Here is a 22,827-nt window from a genome sequence, read left to right on the forward strand (position 1 = left end):
TATGGTACTAAGACTGTCAGGATCATACCGGAATAACGGTTTAATAGTGTGTGGTATAATACTCAAAATACTTGCAGTTGGTCCTGACCTCTTTATAAAAGGAGGTATGCCGGTATGCCCGGAGTTTTTGAAAATAGCTCCTGTAACGTGAGGTCTTTATTTCCAGACGCTTCTTCTCTCGGGCCTTATAATTGATATTTTTTAGGTTGTTCAGTTCTTTGTCGTTTTGCGTACTGTAAAAGATACCTTGTTCACATTTGGAGGCAGCGAATAGTATCCGGGCTTTGAGTTCATCGTTTTCTGCCTGCTCCAGGGCACGCTGCAGGTAGGCCAGGGGACGGTTAAAATGGTCCCTGAACAGCGGGTTCCATTTATAATCTTTAAAATACAGGTAATATTCCGGGACTCTTTCCTTATACTGCCCGCCCCAGCTGTAATAATTGTGAAATTTAGAACTTTTCCCATTGGTATTGCTAAAGGTAAGGATGTGCCTGTAATAGCCGATAAGCGAAGTGTTATAATAGAAATTACCCAACAGATAATTGGCCCTGGCAGCTTCCGGGCCATCTTTTTCCCCCGTTTTTTTCAGTTCGATCAGTGCTTTGGCCAGTTCCCGCTTGTTCATTACGGGTTTTATGAACGGGAAGGTTTGGAGATAATCAGTTTGCATTATTTCCTTGCTGGGGCAGCCAAAACATTCTATACGGTTATAGCCGAAGATATCGGCAGGGATATCTGAGAAACCTTTATATGAAGAAGAACGTCCGGCCACCTGTTCAAATTCCGCAACTGCCTTTTCGGGTTCTCCCTGCCAGAGGTATATATTCCCTTTCATGTTGGCCATATAGCTATCTACATCGAAGCCGGTTCCGGGGATATACTGTTTTTTCTTGTAGCTGTATTGCCCCGGGGGAATGTTGCGGACGAGCATTTGTTCAAAGGCATTTTGTCCTTCTTGTGGTAAAGGGCTCCGATGGCCTCGAGGAGCTCCATGTCAGGACGGTATTCGAGGGCAGTAATGTGGTTCTGGAGCAAAAAGGCCTTGGCGTAGTCTTTTTGCAGGAAATAGCGGTTGGCCAGTACATCAGTGAGAAAACCGGGTACACCCGGAGGGTAGGAGTAGCCTGCTGCAGCGATGGAGTCTATATTAAAGATGCTGCCGTAATCCTTTACCAGCAATTCTTCAAAATCGGGGGTGATCTCCGGTTGTTCGGAGATGTCGATCAGCATGGCCAGCCTGTCTTTTTGACGGGTAATCCGGGAATCCCCGGATTCCATTTTCCCGAGATAGTCCCTGGCCGTTTTATAATCGCCCTGGATATAGTATAACCAGGCGGTGGTCAGTTGCCAGAATCCCTGCTCCTTTACGGCATTATTATTTGCCTGCCGCAGCGCGGCATTTAGGGACTGCTGAAGGAAAGATCCCGATTCCCGGTTCAGGTCGAGGGGAATACGCCGGTCATTCAGTTCTTTCATGCAATCCTGGTTGTTGTAAGGGCAGGAATAGTGGATAGGAAAATAATCTCTTTCCAGCTGGTTGACAGCCCGGGCCATAAGCACCTTGGCCTGTGGGGCATTGGGATCGTTCTGTATGATCTTGTTGAACGAAGATAGCGGATTGTTGAAATCCCGATAACCGAGAAGCATGTACAGGTCATTCTTCTCCGCAGTGGTCTCCGCCCCGGCCAGCAATTTTTCAAAATCCAGGTCCTGCGTTACCCTCATGGAAGTGTATGCCCGCGCTTTGCGGTTTTTGGTATGCGTAAAGAAGCGGAAAAAATCGTAATGCGCCTGCATGTAATGGCCCAAGGCCCGTTCAGCACCGCCTTTCTGATCCAGGGCATAATAATACATAATGGGTTTATGGGCCAGGCTTTCTACATAGGAGTTGAAGTAGTTTATTGCTTCGCTGTGTTTTAAGTTGTAGTGGGCAAAACGGACCAATTGGTAACCGTAACGCAGTTTCAGATCCTTGTCCGTTTCGGCCTGCCAGCTTCTTTCCAGTACGTTGATCACCTTGTCGTAATCGAGTTCTTCTACCGTATGCTCCGGGGTATTTCTCCAATAATTGCTGCGGCCTCCCTTTACGGTCATATAGGGTTCGAGGTATTTGGCATAAGCGAGATAGAGCAGGGCCTGTTTGTGTTTTTTTATAAAATGCGCATCGATAAAATCCAGTTTTTTGTCTGAAACAGCTTTTCCCCCGGCCAGGGCTCTGAGCTCATCCCGGTCTGAACGGAATACCAGGTAACGAGCCTGTTCATAGGTGATACTCAAGTATTTTTGCCAGTCTTCGATATTTTCATTTTTTTCAGTATTCTCCTCTTTGTTCGTAGTATAGTACCTGTTGTTATAGGTAAGTAAAAAGGCTTTGTAACGGGGTTCTTCAATATTTTCCTGGGCAAAGAGGTTATAGTATTGATAATCTGCCTCGAAGCCGCCTGCACAGAAAGAAACAGGATGTTCTTTTCGGGGGCCGTCTGGAGTGGCAAAACCGGAATAATTCAATAAAAGGATGACGAACAATAAAAAGTATTTCATGTTTTCCGGGTCTTTTAGAAACAACTGAGGTTGTATGGTCTTATTCCTGTGGATTCTTACTCTGGAATTCAGATACTAAAAATAATGCTTTATCGGCAAATGCCATATAGCAGGATTCCAGTATTTTTTGCCTTAGAGCATGTTTAAAAAGAATTCAATTGGCTAAAAAATGCCCTTTTTGCCCCATATTTTGTCTTTTTCTCGCCCCATAGCTACGGCTATGCAGCTCAAAAAACCCTCCATATGGAACAAAAATCATCATTTTTCGCTACAATCAATCCTTTTTAAACATGCTCTTATTTAAGGTCGTTATAAGTGAACCTCTCAAGAAACAGGCTGTCCAGGTGATAGTAAACCCATTCGTGAGGCCGGCTGATCTTACGGTCAAGGTAATCCCTGGCACTTTGCAGGAGTTCAGGGGTGATGGCCTCCGTTCTTACCACAAAACCCCGGTTGAGGTAGATGCCGTGTAAGAAGGTGTCTTCCCGGACCAGGTAGGTGTGTTCTCCTGTTTTTGTATAGACACTTGCCTGCAATTCGTTTTCGGTGACCCCGTTGATGAGTTTGGTCTTCCCGAGATGGTTGGTGACTACGGCCCAGGAATAGAGAGGCAGGGCCACATCGAGATCCAGCGGGTATTCCCGGATGTTTTCCAGGTAGTCTTTGAGCAGCGGGAGGTCCAGAATGGAGTTTTTACCGTCATTGTCCTGGGGATTGGAAGTAGCATAGGCCATGAGATACACCTTTTCCACCGGGGGAATTCCCGTCTGCTTCCTGTATTTTACCTGGTGCAACCTGAGGGTACAGCTAACCCTTTTTCCCGAAATGTTTTTCAGGAATTTCAGAAAATGAAAAAAACGGTCACTTGTCGTAGAAGTCCAGTCACAGTCTATTTGTATTTCACCAGGGTGGCCCAGACGGTTTTCCCGTACGATCTTCCGGATCAGGGAGTAGACGTCTTCGGCGAGCTTTTCAATGTCCCTGGCAGAAGTGCCGGAGATGGTGCGGTTAGTGATAAAGACCACCGGGATGTAACCGGCGTTCAGGGCATTTGCATCAAAAGAACGGATTATAGCCTGAGGTTGTGGTCTGCCGTTTTCAAGGTCAACATCGAACAGGCGGAGATACAACTTTTCCGAACCGAGTTCTTCAAAAAAACGCTTTTCGGTGTTTCCGATATGAGGGGTGCTCTTCCAGTGGTAAAACTGTACGGGGTGTCTTCTCTGCTCTTTGCAGGCAAGGCACAGGAAAATCAGGGGTAATAATACAAGTCTTATTTTTAACATTTTCGGAATATTGTTGAAGATATTACTTTTTCATATCGTTGAGCAATTTCCAGGAAAAATAGGAAATGAAGACAGCAGCAGTTAAAATACAAAACCACAGGAATGCCTGGGTTTTCCAGAACGGGATGTCTGTTTCGGCTGTTTCTTCGGGAGTGATTTTTTTAAAATGGTTGACCTCGATCTGCGGAAGTTCATCCCTGAACAGCGACTTGAAATGACCTATATCGTAGTTCGGAGATGGAAGAGAAGGATCTACTGTGATCCGGTATTTTTTGCCGGTCTGAAACTCTGCTACAAGATATGCAGGATGTTGATAAAAACTGATGCTGATATTTTTTAAAGGCAGATTGTCTCCGTTCTCAATCTCGATCGTAAACTCTTTTTCAAAAATATGTAGTCCGTCAAAGCGGTTTTCTTTTTGTGAATCCAGTTCTATTGTCCTCAGGGTAGCGATGTAGGTTTCCGTTCTTTTTTTGATATTCCTGTTTCTTTTTACCCGGAAATGAGCCTTGCGCAGGAACAGTCCGGGGCCCTCTGTATCAAACTTAATGGCGTCGATCTGTTGCGGTTGGGCAAAACTGATGTGTATGATCGTCTTTTTGTTGTCCTTGTCGGTCAGGGTTTCCACATGGGCTCCCCGGATCTCGATAAGGTCTGTTATCTTAACTTTACCGGGAGCTTCATAGACACCTGCTTCCCGTACATTGACAGGCAGGTTTTTTTCATCATCAAAATCCCAACGGAGATACCTGTAGTTGTTCAGCGGAAAAGAAAAGGTCTTTTCTGTGGTGGTTTTGCCGGGTTCACTCAGACGGTCGAGGTAATCCCGGTTGACCAGGCCAAACCAACGTTCCCGGTCATCACTTCCGCTGATGCTGTAGACCTTGGAAACTTTTGTAGTAGCGATCTTCAGGGTCATCCGGTCTAACATTCTCTCTTCCCGGTTTTCCACAATTACGGAAGACCGTTCTCCGTCAACCCCTGTCTTCGAAATGATCGGAAATGTTATAAAGCGGGAATCTCCGCCCTGCCCCGTATCGGTATAAGGCCAGTACGGGATCTCGTTTTGTTCCCCGTCCAGGATACGGATGGTATGCATATCTGAAAGGCTTGCCGAACGGATCTCCGGAGAAAGTACTACGGCATAGATACCGTCTTCGTTCACTGTGGCGACAGTTCCACTGTATTCCTGGGCGTTAAAGGCTTGGATACAGAAAAGAAAAACGATAACATTAAGACTTCTCTTCATCGGATTGTGGTTTGGTGGCTGGGTCGTCAATGACCAGTTTTTTAATTTTTTGATAGACAAAGGAAATGACCAGGATCAGTATGCCCAACAATATAAAAGCAATTATTTTCCCGGTTTCGGATACATTTTTTATGTCGTATATGAACAATTTCAAAACCGTGATCCCGAGGAGCGACAGGGCAATGATACGCAGTAGTTTCCATTGGCGTTTTATCCCCGTAATGAGGAAGACGAATGATAATATACCCCATAAAATGGGATAGCCTATTTTAACGATCTGGATCTTTGCGTCCTGCAGGCCTTGAGGTGTATTGATCCCGGGGGTTAAGTACAGGCTGTGGATCATTACCTCATAACTCAGGATAAATACAATGCAAAAAGCAAGCAGCCACAGCACCAACGGTTCCCTGAAAAAAGGAATGACCGGGTCGTGTATGGTGCGTGTTATCAATGTTTTTATAAAGTAGGCGAGACAAAGCAATATGCCATAATGCAGGTAAAAAGCAATATGTTCGCTGTGTTCCATAGTCAGGTTGGCCAGGAATTCGGCAGTGGGCAAATGGGAAAACAACAGAACATACAGCAGTATATTCAGCGCAGCAAGGCTCAGGGTGAGCTTTTTCAGCATGGTGTGTTGCGATCTCAGGTTGAAGAACAGTAGCAGCGCACTGCATATATAATGATAAAGGACTGAGCATGAAAGCGCAGCATCATCGGTATACAGGAACTGGTGCGCCTGGTAAATGGTTTCGAGCATTCCGGTAATATAAGCCACTACAACGGCAAGGATTGCTGCAAATGTGCTGTAAGCACGGGGATCAAAGGTGATAACTCCTATTTTTTCAGGGTTGTTCTCTTTTCTAAGAAGGAAATAGACACCCGCATAAGACAGGGCCGAGATAAGCCCGGTAATAAAGGCACGGTTAAGGATCACTGAAAGTTCTGCTTTTCCGGCTACATAATAATCCACCCAATCCATAAGCAGACTGATGAACATTAGCCCTTGTACTATGATGGCCCCGGCCTTAAAGGTGCTGATCCCCGACTTTTGGGACAGCCAGAACAGCAATACCACTTCGGCAGCCCAGAACATGGTAATGTAATTCCCTTCGAACTGGATGGGAACAGTAAGGGTAACAAAGGTCAGGGTGAGGCCCAGAAAGAGATAAACTGCATTCCTGTCCAGCCCGAACTTTTTGTAGAGTACTGCAGTATAGGCCAGGTTAAACAGGGCCAGTGAAATGGTAAATACACCCTGCATATTTTCGTTCCAGTGGCTCAGGATCGTCAGGCCGGCAGAGAAATAGAATAAATTGTTGCCGAGTAATACTATATAATCTGCAACAGACAGGGCTCCTTTTTTCCTGAGGTTATGTATAATGGCAATAATACTGAACATTACATAAAAGATCGTGGCAAAAATAAAAGCACCGCTGTAAGGTAAGCTGTTGTTAAATAACTCGTTAGTCATCCAGCTGCCATAAAGGATCACGGTAAACAGAAAGGAAAGTATGGTTACCAGGTTCCATTTCTTAAAATAAGCTATGGCAAGTATCCCGAAATTGAGGATGGTAATATAGGTAAACAGGGTGATATAATTCCCTTCCCCGGTACTGACCATAAAAGGGACCGAAAATCCACCGATCAGGGCCAGTACTGCCAACTCCATCCGGTTATAGGAAACGGAGACCAGTGAGTTGAAAGCGGTGATAACCACCATGATCGAAAAGGCCACGGCCTGGCTGAACAACTGATATTCGTGGTAGGCAATGGCAATGGTGAAGTAAAATATGCTTATGGCCCCTGCTACCAGTACAGAACTGAAGGCCTTAAAACGCTTCCGGAGCCTGTGGGCAAAGAACATAACGATAGCACCGGCCAGGATGCCAATACCTACCCGGGCCGTTTCGTTGATCCAGTTTTTGTCAATGGCATATTTCACGAAAAAGACAATGCCGAGCACCAGGATAAGGATACCGATCTTGTTGATGAGGTTTTCCCCGATAAACTTTTCCATATCGGGATTTTTTTCCTTGAATTTTTCCCACTGTGATTTACGTGGGAGAGAAGGTTCCGCTTTTGGTTTTGTAGCGCTGAAAGAAACAGGTTCCACAGGCCGGTTTTTTTTCTCCCCGGGAATCGTTCCGGTAATGGGAACAGGCTTTTCCGGAATGGGTTCGGGGTCGTTTTTTTTCGCTTCTTCGACTGGCTTTTGAAGGTCTTTGGATGCGGATGGTATGGATTCCTGTACGGTACTGGTAGTGGCAGTTTTCTGCTTTTGTAAGGTTTCCAGTTTTTCCGAAAGGTCCTGTAATTCCTGTTCGGTCTTCTTAAACCCGGAACTGATCCGGTTGAGTAGAACGATCAGGAAGACCAGTATAATGATCAACAAGAAATAAGTCATATTTTACCTGGGTTGATGAATTTCAAATATAGCTAAAATTGAGTCGGGGAAATTGAAAACCAATGGGTTTACCATATAAATACTGGTTTTCCGGGATTTGTTTGTGATCGCTTGGTGGCCGGGAAAACCGTATTTATATTTTTTCTCGTGAGCTTTTCAGGGAAAAGCGATATTGTAACGAAAGGACATGGCCGTTAATACCGGACAGGTTATTGTCCACAACCTGGAAATTATAGCCGTAAGTGAGCGTAAAGCGCCTTTCCCAGTCCAGGCCTATAAAGGGTTTGAGCCCTAAATTATAGGAATGGAAGTCTGTATAGGTGTTGATATCGCCTCCCACGATCAGTCCCATAAAACCGTTCGTCCAGCCGCTGAGATGAAGGCCGCCGCGACGATCAAAGGGATTGTAATCGGCGCTCAGGCCAATGCCGTAATATCGATACCCGAACGCACAGCGACTGCCATTACCGGCCATATAAGCTGCTCCGAGTTCTATAAAGGTATGGTCCCATTGACGGATACCGGCAATGGCAGTCCATTCCTTAAAGCTGTGATCGCTACGAATTACAATAGAGTCGTCGGTGGGGGTTTTTATCGTGTTCTCCACCGGTACCTTTATCGTTGTTTGTGCCGTTATTACAGCACAGGTAGCGATCCAGAAACAGCATAAAAGCAGGAAGTGTTTCAAAATAGGTGAAATTTATATGACGGATGTTCGGTATCACAAATATAAAAAAGCCCCTGCTTCCGGGAGTACCGGAAAACAGGGATTTGTAGGAATATTTTTCCGGATGTTTTTGCCTGGATATGCCCGGGTACATTAAGGCATACGATACCGCAAATAAGTTCCGCACGCATCCTGACCTGACCAGGGATGGCTGGTCTCCCGGACATTACGATAATTGGCGGTCAGGACAGAAAAGTTTTCCTTACGGGGAAATGCTGTCCTGTTTAATGTTCCGCAAGAGCATGGCGATGAGTTCTGTTTTTACCGTTTCCCCATTTTCCCGGTATTCCATTTCCAGTTTCCGGAGGTCTTTCGTGTCCCAGTCCGCATTCCGGTTCTTTTTTTGCCAGTCTGTGATATTTTCTGGGTTGAGCCTGCAAATTTCTTTTTGCAACAGGTCTGCTGCCCTGGTTTGGGGCAGTTTAAGGGGCTTCCCTTTGATATAATCGTCCACGGCCGCCCTTATTTCCTTGATGTAGGCACGTTCAAAGGTATTGTTGAGTATGACGACCAGGCTTTTGGTGTCTGTAAACCTTTTGATATAAGATAAATTAGCGGCCCAGCTCCCTGTGTGATATACAATTTTCCCGATACTGTCATCCTGTTGCACGTGCCATCCGAAACCGTAATCTGAATCGTCATCCGTAGGCGGATAGGGCTGAAAGACGACTTTTTTGCTTTGAGCATTCAATAGTTCATCAGTATAGAGAATACTGTCCCATTTGATCAGATCGTTGACACTGGAGGACAACCTGCCTGGGCCCAGCCTGCCGCTGAGAAAGCGATAATAATATTTTCCCGGGAGGGTCTCGGGACGTACATAGGTGCAGGTAGCGGGGTCGATACGATATCCGGGGGCGTAGTCCTCTACTTCCCAGATACTGTCGCGCTCGTAAAAACCGCTATCGGCCATACCTGCCTTGTCAAAGATGTTTTCCCGGAGGAATGTGTTCAGGGGATTTCCACTTACCGCATGCACGATCTCCGCCAGGAGCACATAGCCCGAGTTGGAATAGTGGTATTTGACTCCCGGTTTGCTGATCAATGCGGGTCTTTTTTTCTTGAAATAGGAGAGAATATCCGAATTTCGGGCTATCCGGGTGGTATCCCAGTGCTTCCGGAAATGATCTTCGTAATCCGGGAGCCCGGAGGTATGTGTCAGCAGATGTTTTACGGTGATCTCCGGGTATGGGAAATCATCGCCAAGGTAGGTCTGTACAGAATGGTCTATATCCAGTTTGTTTTCCTGTTGAAGGAGCTGAACGGCGGCCGCTGTAAATTGTTTGGACACCGAAGCGATCTCCATGGCCGTGTGAGGGGTGAACGGGCTACCTTTTTCCATATTGGCCGTCCCATAGCCCTTTTTAAAAATAAGGCTACCGTTTTTCTTTACCGCAACAGCCCCATTGAACATCTTTTTTTGATAAAGGGTGGTGAAAAATTTATCGAGGATACTGTCATTTACAAAGACAGGCACTTCCTTTTGCCTTTTCTGTACGGAAGTGCAACCGGTAAACGTAAAGAACAGGGACGCTCCCGAAATAAGGATAATAAGATTATATAGTATTTTTTTCATACACTTTAATTATGAAGGTTCAGACTTAGGATTTCAGGATATAAGACGTAGGACGGACTTATTGTATGGATTTTACATCGTATTATCTTAAGTCTTACGTCCTATTGTCCTATCTCCATTTTCAATTTCGATTTTGTCCCAGTCGGGTTTTACGAGTCCGACTCCCGCTATACCATTGGGTGTGATGATGCCGTTTTGTAGTGCGGGACCGGAAAAGGGGTCGTTCTTTATGCCGAGGTTGCCGTCGAGGTCTATCCAGTCGGCCAGGGCACCTAGTTGAGATGCCGCGGCAATGGCACAGGAGGTTTCGGACATACACCCCAGCATCACCCTGAGGCCCATCGCCCTGGCCGTAACAGCCATTTTGTAGGCTTCGCGCAATCCGGTAGATTTCATGAGTTTTATGTTGATGGCGTGGTAGTAATTCCCGGCAGACATCACATCCGGAAAACGCTGTATCCCTTCATCCCCTACAATAGGCAAGGGCGAACGGGCTGCCAGCCATTCCATATCGGACAAGGCATTTTTGGGCATGGGCTGTTCGATAAAGACCGTGTTCTCTTCCCGGAGCCATGCTATTTTTTCCAGTGCTTCCTCCCTGTTTTTCCAACCCTGGTTGGCGTCGATATAAAGAGGCTTGTCGGTTTCTTCTCTTACGGCATTGATGATCTCCCTGTCGTTATCGCCCCCCAGTTTTATCTTCAGAAACCTGAAGTTGCCTGCTTCCCGGACTCTTTCCCGGATAATGTCTGCCGTGTCTATACCGATGGTCTTGCTGGTAGGCAGCTCTTTTTGCGGCAGCCCGAAATAGGAGCGGAGGGGCAGGTGCAGCATTTTCCCGATCAGGTCGTGCAGGGCGATGTCTACGGATGCCTTCACGGCCGGGTTCCCGGGGGCCAGTTTGTCTACGTAGTGCAATATTTCTTCCGTATTAAAGGGATCGCGGAAGGGGGAGAGGTCCACCCGTTGCAGGAAATCCGTTGCCGTGGCTATGCTTTCGCCGTAGCGCGGGGGCATGGAGGCCTCGCCAAAGCCTTCCACACCTTCAAACCGCAGGCGGACCAGGACAGCAGGAGTGCTGGTCCTGGCGCCTCCTGCGATCCGGAAGACGTGTTTTTTTTGGAGGGTATAAGGTTTAAAAGATAGTGAGAACATCAATAACCGGGGTTTTGGGTTATATTGGGATTGGCATTCAGTTCGTTCAGCGGGATGGGCAGGATAAACTTATCATTGGGATAAGTCGCTTCGATCACATGGTCGCTTTGTATCATACGCACGTCTTTTTTGTTACGGTTGAGGTCGAAGAGGCGGTGCCCTTCAAAAGCGAGCTCTTTTCGCCTTTCCAGCAAGATGCGGTCCACGAGGGCCTGCCCGCTTTCGCCTGCCGGAGCAGCACCGGGAGTGGCCCTGTCCGTGACGGCGAGGAGGTCTGCCTGGGCCTGGGCGTCTTTCCCCGTCCTGGCATAGGCTTCTGCCCGGATAAGGTATTGTTCGGCCAGGCGGAATATACGGATATTGTCGTCATGAATGGTGCCTTTCGGGAATTTATAGACAAACAGGGCCTCGTCTTCGGCACCGGTCTTGGACCCTTCTGTAATGGCACTTAGCCTTATGTCGTTACTCTCATAAAGGGCAAACAGCTCTTCAGTGGCCAGGGCATCTGCATAGCCTTCGGGGTCAAAAAAGTGTCCCAGGCCGTTGGTACCCGCGTTATCGGCAATGGTATTTACAATTTCAAAAATAGATTCGGAATTGTATTCTTCGGCCCAGAGGTCGGTATAGCCGGCGTTGCCCACCAGGCTGAATTCCCCGCTGTCTATCACTTCCGAACTGTATGCAATGGCATTGGCATAGTCTTCCTGATAGAGGTATACCCGTGCAGCGAGGGCTTTTACGGCATAGGAAGAAAACCTTCCGTCTTTTTTATCTTCGGATATCCTGGAGATGGCAGCGGATATATCTTCATTGACCTGTATATATACTTCTTTTACCGTATTCCGGGCGGGAGAAACTTCGTTTTCCGAGGAGTGATTGATAACAGGGATACCTTCGTGGCCAGCATCGGTAGTGAAGTTATAGGGTTGTGCAAAGAGGCGTACCAGGTCAAAATGGGCCAGGGCCCTTAGTGCATAGGCTTCTCCTACAAGTTGGTCTATTTGTGCCTGTTGATCTGCCGATCGGGCTTCGAGTTTTTCACCGCCCTCTATGGCCCTGGTGGCATTGACAACCACTTCGTAGAGTGCATTCCACAAGTCGTTGGCATAGCTGTCTTCTTCATTTACGACGAAGCCGTCGTAGTCGATGTACCTTCCTGTATTTCTTATGCTCAGTGCCAGATTATCGGCCATAAGCTCAGGTATCACATACATACTGCGGCCGTAGTAGTCGCTGTTTTGCAGTTTGCTGTATACACCGTTCAATGCGGTCTGTAATGTATTGACATCGGTTACTACATTTTCTGCCGCAACGTTCTGTTCGGGATCTATGTCAAGAAAATCACTGCTGCACGAAGCGATACACGCAAAAATGAGCAGTGAGGCGATGATATGTTTAATGTTTCGAATCATTTTTTTAAGTTTTAGAAGGAAAAGTCAACACCGAATAAGAATTGTCTGGAAATGGGTATGGTGAGGTCAGCCCGGCCGTCTATGCCTACTTCGGGGTCCATTTCTATCTTATCGTCTTTTACCCAGGTGAGCATATTGGTGGCTTTAATGTAAAAACGGAGATTATTTATGGAAAGGGTTTCCGTAACACTTTCGGGCAGGGAATAGGCCAGGGTAACATCCCTCAATCTCAGATAGGTACCATCGTATAAGAAACGGGTGGAGTGCTGGCTGGACCTTCCCGACTGGGGATTGCCCCATACTACTTTGGGCACATCGGTGATATCGCCCGGTTGCCGCCACCGGTTCTCATAGATGTTCTGTGTCATGTTCCCGCGGTCGTTCAGCCTTGCGCTGCCGTCGCTGTTGGTATACCGGCCCCAATAGTCGTATATCTTGTTGCCGTAGTTTAGGTAGAGCAGAAAAGAAAAGCTGAAGTTCTTATAAGTGAAATTGTTGGAGAGCCCGGCATAAAACTTGGGCAGGGCGCTTCCCTGTTTAAAGGGGTCTGCTTCGGAATACTCGTTGGTGGTGTCCGTTTTTGTTCCGTCAACATACCAGAGGGCGTTGCCCGTTGCGGGGTCCACACCGGCATAGCCAGGCATGTAAAAGGTATAAAAATCATCTCCCACTTCACGGATATACTGGTTGTCTACTATGGGACTGTTATCGCGGAGCTTTGTGATCTCGTTGGTATTGGAAGTGAAGTTGAGGCCGGTGGTCCAGCCAAAACCCTCGGGGTTCTTTATATTTACCGTGTTCAGTGAGATCTCCCATCCCGAGTTTTTCATTTCCCCGATATTGGCCAGGTAATTGGTAAGGCCGTTCGTGGCTGAGATAGGGACTTCGAACAGAAGGTCGGTAGTGGTACGGGTATAGTATTCTACTGTACCGTCGATCCTGTTGAACAGGCTGAAGTCGAGCCCTACGTTAAAGGGTTTGTTCTTTTCCCAGGTAAGCCGCGGATTGGATAGCTGGCTGTAAGCATATCCGGGCTGACTGTCATAGTCTTCGCCGGTTTCGTACAATCCCCGGGAAGCAAAATTTCCGATCTCCTGGTTACCGTTTATCCCGTAGCTGCTGCGCAGTTTTAACCGGTCGATAAAATGTACGTTTTCCATAAAGCCCTCAGAACTGATGTTCCAGGCCAGGCCAACGGAACCGAAATTGGCATAGCGTACATCGGAACCAAACCTGGACGAACCGTCTCTCCGGGCTGTAATGTTAAAAATGTATTTGTTTTTATACATATAATTGACATTAAAGAAGTAGGAAGCAATAGACGAAGCTGTTTTAAAACTATTGGCATCCTGATATACGGATGCATTGTCTAGGGAAGTGAGCCCTGGTGCTCCGTAATTACTGGCATAGGCATACACGGAATTTCGTGTTATTTTCTGGGCTTCCTGTCCGAGGATAAAGTTAAGGTTGTGGTTTTCGTTAACCTGCCATCTGTATTTCAGCAGGTTGGTAATATTGTAGTTCAGTATCTTATTGTCATAGGCCCGGCCGCGCCCTCCGTCATTTCTTCCGGCGCCGAAATAGGGGTTGTCATATTGGAATTCATCGGCCAGGTTAAAGTCTATATTACCTTTGGTCTCGAAGCTCAGGTTGTCATTGAAGTTATACGTAAGCCCCAGATTTCCCAGGATACCGTATATTTTGGTTTCCCGGATATTTTCGTTGACCAGCCCCACCGGGTTGTATGTGAGAAGTATATCGGTGTTGTACGAACCGTCTTCATTATAAACGGGCTCCCAGGGAACTACCCGCATCAGGGCCCGTACGGGGTTTGCGGCACTTCCGGCATCACTGTTGGTATGGAGCTTCTGATAATTTGCGGAAACCCCGAAATCGATGGTCAGTTTATCCGTAGCCTGATGGCTGACATTGATCTTGGCGTTCAGTTTCTTATAGTCGATGCCGATAATAACACCTTCCTGGTCGAACATCCCCATCGAAGCATAGAAATTGGTCTTTTCACTTCCGCCGCTGGCACTCAGGTTATATTGGTGATACTGGCCGTTGCGGGTAATGACATCAACCCAGTCGGTATCGACATTTTTGTCTATCCGGCTAAAAATATAGTCTTCGGCCTCCTGCCGGGTTTCCCCGGTGTTCATGCGCCCTTCTACGAGCAGTTCGGAAAGTTGGGCGGTGTTGAGCGGCCTGTTGCGATCGGGCAGTATCATGCTGCTTATGCCGTATTGCGTACTGAAATCGAACCTGGTTTTTCCGGAACGCCCTTTTTTGGTGGTGATGAGAATAACCCCGTTAGCCCCCCGGGAACCGTAAATGGATGTAGCCGATGCATCTTTCAGCACGGTAATGGATGCAATATCCTTGGGATTAATCCCTGCAATGGTATTGGAACTGTTGGCGAGCTGGGTGATCTCACCGGAAACCACCGGGATACCGTCTACGACATATAAGGGGTCGGAACCGGCATTGATAGAACCTATGCCCCGGATACGGATATTGGGTGCGGAGCCGGGCTGCCCGCTCTGGGTGGTCATTTGCACCCCGGCTACATTGCCCTGAAGGCTTTCCTGGAAAGAGGGCAGGGGAGACTCTTCGACCTTGGAAATGTCCACATCTACCGCAGCCCCCGTATAAGAAGCCTTGCTCTGTTTGTCATAGGCCACTACGATAACTTCGCTCAACTGGTCGGCTTCGGATATTAACGTTATGGTGAATTCGGTTTTATCTCCGTTGATGGTAATCTGTTCTTTTTTGAAACCTATATAACTCAACTCCAGCACATCCCCCTTGGATGCCCGGATGGTGAAATTACCGTCGAAGTCGGTTTGCGTACCGGAAGCGGTGCCCCGGACAATGATGTTCACCCCGGGAAGTGGCACTCCCGTGTCGTCCAGGACGGTCCCGGTAATGGTTAGCTTATCCTGAAGCAATCCTTTCGTAGGAACTTCCCCGATAAACCCCGGAATGTCTTCTTTTTTTTGGGGAGGGTCGGGGCTATGCCCGGCTTGCTCCCTGTAAAGAACGATATTCTGGCTGAGTATGCGAAACCGGATATCCGTACCGGCAAGAACGGCTTGCAGTACTTTGCGGATGTCATCACTGTTCAGTGCAACATCTACTTTCAGTTGTTCGTCAACGATCTTGTTGTTGTAGAAAAAAATGTAGTCGGTCTGTTTTTCAATAGTATTCAGCACTTCCTTGAGTTTGGTGTCCCGGTAATTGAGATCTACGTTTTGCGCGTAGCCGGAAGAGCTCCACGCGGATATTTTAACGATAGTGAGACAAAGGAGTAAGGAATAGATCTTCATAATGCGATAGAGTTTACCCGGGCAGCACATACGGGATGCCTGCCGGGCAACTTGTTGCTTTTTTTTCATAACTTTAAACGGTTTTGATTGTTAAATGCCCATTTAGCAATTTTTAATCCTTTTAGAGGGAAGTGTTGCAGCACTTCCCTTTGTTTTTAGGATCAATTGCGTTGTTTCAGTGTTACTGTCTTGTTTTGTTTGTCATAATCATATTGTATTGGTGATGAGGTTTCCAGAATATCGAGGACCTGGACAATGCTGTATTGTTTCCTGAATTTCCCGGAAAACGTATAGTCCTCTATGGTATGGTCTTCAATGCGTACGGATATTCCGTACCATCGTTCGATGTCTTTGACAACACTGTTCAGCGGGGTATTGTCGAAAGCAAGGACGCCTTCTTTCCAGGAAGTAATGGCCTCTGTGGCCACCTGTTTAACCCGGATATCCTTTTCGTGTTTTCTGAAAATGGCTTTTTGTCTGGGGGCAAGTATGGCCGAAGGGGTCTCACGGTCTGCTTTGTAGATCTCCACCTTCCCGGTGACCAGGGTGGTCTCTATGGTTTTATTGTCTTTATAGGATTTTATGTTAAAGCTAGTTCCCAGTACCTTGACCTTTATCCCATCCGGGGTTTCCACGATAAATGGGACCTGTTCGTTCCTGGCCACGTCAAAAAAGGCTTCACCGTTTAGTTTTACGGTCCGGGTTTCACGATTAAAACCGGGAGATACTTCCAGGGTACTTTCGGCATTGAGATAGATCTTGCTGCCATCGGGCAGGGTAAAATCCTTTTGTTCGGCAGACCGGGTGGAAAACGCGGAAGAAGTTTCGTTGCCGGCAGACCGGTCCAGGAAAATGACAGAAGAGAAAAGGATAACGACAAGGGCCGCCGCAACTGCGGTAACCCGGTAATTTCTTCGCCGCTTTTTCGTCTTTGCCCGGAAGTTCCGGAATTCGCCGGGAGCATCGACCTGCTGTCCGGATCGGAATAGGGCCACCTGTTCGGCTTTAACGCGATTAAAATATTTGCGGTTTTCCGGAGACGATTCTATCCAGGCAATAACTCTTTGCTGAAATTCCACATCGCCTTCATCATCGGCTATAAACTTTATGAGCTCTTTTTTGTCCATATAAGTTAAGAACGATTCAGGCTAAGGTCACCCCTATGTGAAGTCGGTAAATTTTTAGTAAAATTTCAAAACATCTGATAAAATCGATTTTAGGCTGGTTGATGAGAAATTGAGCAAGCCCATAAAAATCAATCTCCCCCGACGCAGTCGGAATTCAATCTCATTCAATCTTCCATCAATCTTTTACAACCCCACAAGATGGCTAAAAAAATAGAGTAAGGTATTCGGCCAGCTCCTTTCTCAGATGCCTTAACGCTTTAGATATCTGGTTTTCCACGGTTTTCGGAGAAATGTTGAGCTCCCGGGCTATCTCCTTGTATTTGAGTCCCTCGAACCTGCTTTTAATAAAAATTTCGCGGCAGGCCGGGGGGAGTTCGTCAATGAGACGGTTCACCCTGAGGAGTAGTTCGCTTTCTATGAGTTGAAGGCTGGGATCGTCCTGTAACGAACCTTCGAGCACCCGGGCACGGTCTTTTTCGATCTCTTCCCGGTACCGGTACCTGACCTTTAAATGTTTGAAGTAATCCAGGCAATCGTTCTTAACCATGGAGAAGAGATAGGCATTTAAGTTGAGGTCAGCAGGAAGGGTAGCCCTCTTTCTCCAGAGTTTATAAAAAGTGTTCTGGACGATCTCCCTGGCATCTTCGGAATTTTCAATGTAGCTGTGGGCAAAATGGTGCAGTTTTTCGAAGTAGAGATGGAATAGCGCTTCGAAGGCTGCCTCCTCTCCTTTTTTTAACTGGTGTAAGAAAAAAGAATTATTTACGCCGTTTACATTCAAATCCGTAGCTGGTTAACGGAGGACAAGGTAAACAATTTTGAGGAAATATGTTTCCATACTTCTGTGAACGGGCAGGCCAACACATCTTAAACTGATTATTGAGGTTCAAAGTTGCAGGTTACAGGTTCAAAGTTTGAGGTTTTTACCTATAACCTCTAACTTCAACACATTGAATAAAAAAACCCCCTTTCGGGGGTCGTGCTAAATAAAACCAAAACTAACCTTGTAACACTACTACAAATATATGGATAATTTCTTACATTGAATGTAAATTATACTTTAAATTCACGTATTGAAGGTTATTTTAGTGTTAAAAGATCACGGATTGTGGCTTTCAGAGCCTTTTTCCTTGAGTTTTTTGATGATTTCCCGGAAGTGTTCTCCTGCTGCTTCACGTCCGCCCAGGCCATAGCTTAGGGCGATGACCACGGCGATAGCTCCGAGGGTGAGCCCGAAAGCGAGGTCTACGATTTCATTGGCAATGCCCATCGTACGCAGTGCAATGGCTATGAACAGGGCCAGGGAAGCCCACCTCACGATATTGGCTACAAGTTTGTTGGCGTTAGACCTCGATACCATCTTGTAGATCACCAAAGAAATAAAATTTCCCACCACGAGGATCAGCAATCCGAAAGCTATCTGACCTGTAACTTCGAGCAATTCGTGGAGTATATCCGACAGTTTGGTGAGTTCGAGCAGGTCTACGGAAGTAATGATCCCGAAGAATACGAGGAAAAAATAGAGAACATTGGCAATCACGGCAGACAAGGATTGCTCCGGACCGATAATATGCTGAAGCGCTATTTTTTCTGAAGCCTTGTCAAGCCCCAGGCTTTGCATGAGGTCTTTGAGGAAATTGGTAAGGAATTTTCCTCCCCAGATAAAGAGAAGCAATACGGCAATGGCAACGATGATGCTGCCTATCATATCGGTAAACCCGTAAAGAATGTCATTGGCAGGCCTGGAGATCGCTTCCAGTTCCAGGGCATTGAAGGCCTGGATGAGGAAAGGGACTAATATGATGATGAATACCACTTTTTTGAGGATATTGACGAGTTTGTCCGTATCCTTGAACCCCGTCCGGTCTACGATTTTGTCCAGCAGGTTCCCTCCCAGGTTGATGAGATTGGAAATAAATTTAGCCAGCAGATAGCCTACAAAACCAATGAGTACGGCACCGATGAGGTTAGGGATATACGAAAGAAAATCGTCTATCATGTTCTCCACGGGTACCAGTACCTGGCTTATGCCCAATAATTCCAGGACGATCAGGAGTACAATGATCATCAACACATAGTAAAAGATATTGCCTACAAAGACATTGGTGTCCTTAACACTGCGGCCCAGTATTTTTTCGTCCCATGAAGTTTTTTGAAGGAGCCTCACCACGATGGCCTTGATTCCCCTGGCAATAAGCCACCCAATGACAAGGACGAGTAGCGCCCCCAAAAGGTTGGGCAGGAAATCCGAGATTCTGTTTGCAAAATTTTGTAATTGACCTTCCATAACAGCTAAGTTTATCAGTTAGTAATAGGATTAATATGTGAATTCTTCAGTATTAGAGGGATAGTCTGATCTGTAAATTAAGAATTTAGATCGATTAAAACAAACTATTTCGTCATCATATGAAAGATCTTAAAGGGTTATGGGAATTTTTGAGAAAAGTGGAGTGTAAAACTGTTTTTTGTGAGTTGAAGAGGCTTTAATATATTTGTTACACTTATTTTTGTTAACGTTAACGTTGTTTTGTTCATCAAACTTTAGGTTTATTGTTAAATATATGATTGTTATTTTTTGATTTTTATTTTAAAATATTAATTTGCATATTCGTGTTTTATTAACACTTAATAAGGTCGGTTATTAGCTTAAGCGTAAATTTTTCCTTAAATATTTCTTTTATAAGTACGTCAATTTCCTTGTTTATATCAGTTATTTCTCTGGTATAAAGAAAGATTTTATTGTTTCATTTAACAGCCAATCAAAATTTTAATTTATGAAGAAAACTGAATGTATTGCCTTTAAGGCATGGTGGCAAAGTACGATCTGTATTTTGCTCGTAAGCAGTATGACCGGGTTCCTGTACGCCCGGGACATTTCTTCCCCTGAGGGGAGGAGAATGAAAGAAACCCCGTTCTTTCTGACGGTGACCGGGCAGGTCACTGCACAGACCGACGGACAACCCCTTTCCGGGGCAAGTGTTATGGAAAAAGGGACCACCAATGGCGTGGTAGCCGATTTTGACGGGAATTTTACCATTGAAGTTTCCGGGCCCGATGCGGTGCTGGTCGTTTCCTATGTAGGTTTTAAAACGATCGAAGTCCCTGTGGACGGTCAGGAAGTGGTGAACATTGTTTTGCAGGAAGACCTTGCCCAGCTCGATGAAGTGGTAGTGGTGGGGTACGGAGAGCAGAAAAGAGAGACCATTACGGGCTCGGTAGCCACCATACAGAGCAAGGATCTGGCCAAGTCCCCCACCGTAAACGTATCCAACGCCATTGCAGGACGTATGCCGGGAGTGATCGCCACGCAGAACAGCGGAGAGCCCGGGGCGGATGATTCCAATATACGCATACGGGGTACGAATTCTTTTGGTGACACCAGTCCGCTGGTGGTCATAGACGGTATCCCGGCCCGGGAGGGAGGCTTTTCCCGGCTCAACCCGGCAGACATAGAGAATATCTCGGTGTTGAAAGACGCTTCAGCAGCCATTTACGGAGCCAGGGCGGCAAACGGGGTTATTCTTGTTACCACGAAACGAGGGAGCACCGGAAAACCTCAGGTCACCTACAACTACAACATCGGTTTTTCACAGCCCACCGTGATCCCCGATGTGGCCAATTCCGTGCAGTATGCAGAGATGCGTAACGACCTGGAAGTATACAAACTGCCTGTTTCGGAATGGGGCAATGCAACCACTGCTTTTCGCGAAACAGGGACATATACCCGGCCGGGAGGAGGTACGGTAACCGCTCCGTTCCTACCCGGGGATTTTGAGAAATTCCGGGATGGCTCAGACCCCTGGGGGCACCCCGATACCGACTGGTTCGACGCCACCTTTAAAGACTGGTCCAAACAGGAGCGGCACAACCTGCAACTGAACGCGGGAAACGAGAATATGAGATTCCTCACCTCTATCGGCTATCAAGATCAGGATGCTTATTACAAGAATTCCGCGACCAACTACAAACAGTATGATATCCGGCTCAATCTGGATGCCAATGTCAGCGATCATATTTCCGTGCAAATAGGAGTGCTGGGCCGCCAGGAAGACCGTAATTATCCTACCAAATCCGCAAGTGCCATTTTCCGGATGCTGATGCGGGGCAGGCCTAATGAACCGGCCTTCTGGCCTAACGGACTTCCCGGACCGGATATTGAATATGGAGAGAACCCTGTGGTGATCACCACCAGCCAGACCGGCTATGACCGGGACAGGAGATATTATTTCCAGACCAACGGAAAAGTAGAGATAAAAATTCCATGGGTCGAAGGATTGAAATTTACCGGTACGGCCGCAGTAGACAAATATATACAACAGCTCAAACGCTGGGAAACCCCCTGGTATCTCTATACCTGGCAGGGAGATTATGAAGAGGACGGAACAACTCCGAAGCTGATCGAGGGTAAGCGTGGTCCCGCAGACCCGAACCTCAGGCAGGAGAACCAGGACCAGCTGAACATTCTGCTCGGCGGGGTGCTTACCTACGACCGCACTTTCGGAGATCACCAGATCAACCTGCTGGCCGGGGTGAACCGTGAGACCATCCGTAACGACAATTTCTTCGCATTCCGGAGGTATTATATCTCAAACGTTATCGACCAGATGTTCGCCGGTGGGGATGCCGAAAAAAACAACGGCGGCGATGCCTGGGAACGCGCCCGTCTCAATTACTTCGGAAGGGTAGGGTATAACTACAAGGAAAAGTACCTCGCCGAATTTTTGTGGAGATACGATGGTTCCTATATGTTCCCCAATGACAATCGCTATGGGTTTTTCCCGGGGATCATGCTGGGATGGCGGATCTCCGAGGAAAATTTCTGGAAAGAAAATGTCCCGGTCGTAAACTACCTGAAACTCCGGGGGTCCTGGGGACAAATGGGTAATGACAATATATATTTTGATGCCAATGGCGATGGGGAAAAGACCTTACAGGAATACCAGTATTTTTCCACTTACGGATATGGTTCGTATGTTGCAGGTGGCCGTGTGGCCCAGACGTTGTTTGAAAGCCGCGTGCCCAACTTCATGATTACCTGGGAAGAAGCCAATAATTACAACATTGGTCTGGACGGACAGTTGTTCAACGGCAGGGTGAATTTCGAATTCGATATGTTCCTGAACAAACGCAATAGTATCCTCTGGCGAAGAAATGCTTCCGTGCCCCAGACCACGGGGATGACCCTCCCGGCAGAAAATATCGGGAAGGTAGAGAACCGCGGATGGGAATTCAATGTAGGGTATAACGGTAACATAGGTGAATTGCAATACAATGTGGGTGTCAATGGCGGTTATGCCAAGAACAAGATCAAGTTCTGGGATGAAGCCCCGGGAGCTCCCGAATGGCAACGGTCTACCGGAAGGGCCATTGATGCCGAATTGTATTATCTCTATGACGGCGTGTTCCGGGATCAGGAGGAAATAGACAATAATACGCTCGATTACAGCGTCATTACAAATACCCTGAGACCCGGTGACATGAAATACAAGGACTATGACGGCGACGGCAGGATCACCCCGGACGACCAGGTACGCAGGGACAAGAATACCCAGCCCACATTCCAGGGGGGGCTTAATTTGTCGGCACAGTACAAAGACTTTGACCTGACCATTCTCTTCCAGGGAGCGGCCGGAGGAGAACTCCGGGTGGGAACGGATGAGTCGGGAGCCATTGGGAACTACCTGCTGGATTTTTACAAAAACCGGTGGACCGTGGACAACCCGAGCAGTGTGCATCCCAGGATCACCGACAGGAGCGACCAGTATTATTCTTTTGACAATACCTACTGGTTGAGAGATACAGACTATTTACGCCTGAAAAATGTGGAGTTCGGATATACGCTGCCCTCCGAAATAGGAGAGAAGATAGGGATAAGCAATCTCAGGGTATATCTGAACGGGCTTAACCTGGCCACATGGAGTAAAATAAAAGTACTGGACCCGGAATCTGTGAATTCCATAGGGCATTATTATCCGCAGGCCCGTATCGTAAATATGGGAGTATCCGTAACCTTTTAAAATC

General features: G+C 46.9%; 14 protein-coding genes. 1 reads left to right on the forward strand and 13 read right to left on the reverse strand.

The features are described from left to right. Window positions 1-40: 40 nt before the first annotated feature. From KN811_RS00620 to KN811_RS00680, 13 genes are all read right to left on the reverse strand, one after another. On the reverse strand, window positions 41-931 hold the full coding sequence (locus KN811_RS00620; protein WP_187965289.1) for a hypothetical protein: 891 nt from the start codon (window positions 929-931) through the stop codon (window positions 41-43). Beyond that, window positions 853-2,541 (reverse strand): hypothetical protein, encoded by a 1,689-nt coding sequence (locus KN811_RS00625; RefSeq protein ID WP_187965290.1) that lies wholly within the window; start codon window positions 2,539-2,541, stop codon window positions 853-855. Before KN811_RS00625 ends, KN811_RS00620 begins: the two co-directional genes overlap by 79 nt. A 296-nt stretch (window positions 2,542-2,837) precedes the next feature. Continuing rightward, entirely contained in the window at window positions 2,838-3,827 is a 990-nt protein-coding gene (locus KN811_RS00630; protein WP_187965291.1) for a hypothetical protein, read from the reverse strand. A gap of 22 nt (window positions 3,828-3,849) precedes the next feature. Further along, window positions 3,850-5,076 (reverse strand): hypothetical protein, encoded by a 1,227-nt coding sequence (locus tag KN811_RS00635; RefSeq protein WP_187965292.1) that lies wholly within the window; start codon window positions 5,074-5,076, stop codon window positions 3,850-3,852. Next, window positions 5,060-7,480 (reverse strand): DUF2339 domain-containing protein, encoded by a 2,421-nt coding sequence (locus KN811_RS00640; protein WP_187965293.1) that lies wholly within the window; start codon window positions 7,478-7,480, stop codon window positions 5,060-5,062. Before KN811_RS00640 ends, KN811_RS00635 begins: the two co-directional genes overlap by 17 nt. Before the next feature lie 133 nt (window positions 7,481-7,613). Then, a complete protein-coding gene (locus KN811_RS00645) occupies window positions 7,614-8,168 on the reverse strand; it encodes a hypothetical protein (RefSeq protein WP_187965294.1) in 555 nt (184 codons plus the stop codon). 241 nt (window positions 8,169-8,409) lie between these two features. Next, the gene (locus KN811_RS00650; RefSeq protein WP_187965295.1) at window positions 8,410-9,783 is read right to left on the reverse strand and encodes a serine hydrolase domain-containing protein; all 1,374 of its coding nucleotides are present in this window, start codon (window positions 9,781-9,783) and stop codon (window positions 8,410-8,412) included. A gap of 87 nt (window positions 9,784-9,870) precedes the next feature. Further along, entirely contained in the window at window positions 9,871-10,938 is a 1,068-nt protein-coding gene (locus KN811_RS00655; protein WP_187965296.1) for a dipeptide epimerase, read from the reverse strand. Next, window positions 10,938-12,350 carry a RagB/SusD family nutrient uptake outer membrane protein gene (locus KN811_RS00660; protein WP_187965297.1) on the reverse strand — a complete coding sequence of 471 codons (1,413 nt, stop codon included), beginning with the start codon at window positions 12,348-12,350 and terminating at the stop codon, window positions 10,938-10,940. The genes KN811_RS00655 and KN811_RS00660 overlap by 1 nt, the downstream gene beginning before the upstream one ends. A gap of 11 nt (window positions 12,351-12,361) precedes the next feature. After that, on the reverse strand, window positions 12,362-15,748 hold the full coding sequence (locus KN811_RS00665) for a TonB-dependent receptor (RefSeq protein ID WP_187965298.1): 3,387 nt from the start codon (window positions 15,746-15,748) through the stop codon (window positions 12,362-12,364). A 92-nt stretch (window positions 15,749-15,840) separates the two neighbouring features. Next, window positions 15,841-16,806: a FecR family protein gene (locus tag KN811_RS00670; RefSeq protein WP_187965299.1), complete on the reverse strand. Its 966-nt coding sequence runs from the start codon at window positions 16,804-16,806 to the stop codon at window positions 15,841-15,843. 202 nt (window positions 16,807-17,008) lie between these two features. Continuing rightward, entirely contained in the window at window positions 17,009-17,587 is a 579-nt protein-coding gene (locus KN811_RS00675; protein WP_187965300.1) for an RNA polymerase sigma-70 factor, read from the reverse strand. 318 nt (window positions 17,588-17,905) lie between these two features. After that, a complete protein-coding gene (locus KN811_RS00680; protein WP_187965301.1) occupies window positions 17,906-19,093 on the reverse strand; it encodes a mechanosensitive ion channel in 1,188 nt (395 codons plus the stop codon). Window positions 19,094-19,580: 487 nt separating this feature from the next. On the opposite strand from KN811_RS00680, the gene KN811_RS00685 reads away from it, so the two are divergent. Then, complete coding sequence (locus KN811_RS00685; RefSeq protein WP_187965302.1) at window positions 19,581-22,823, forward strand: SusC/RagA family TonB-linked outer membrane protein; 3,243 nt, start codon at window positions 19,581-19,583, stop codon at window positions 22,821-22,823. The last annotated feature ends 4 nt before the right edge of the window (window positions 22,824-22,827 follow it).

It is taken from the genome of Sinomicrobium weinanense (assembly GCF_018863395.1).
GTDB lineage: Bacteria > Bacteroidota > Bacteroidia > Flavobacteriales > Flavobacteriaceae > Sinomicrobium > Sinomicrobium weinanense.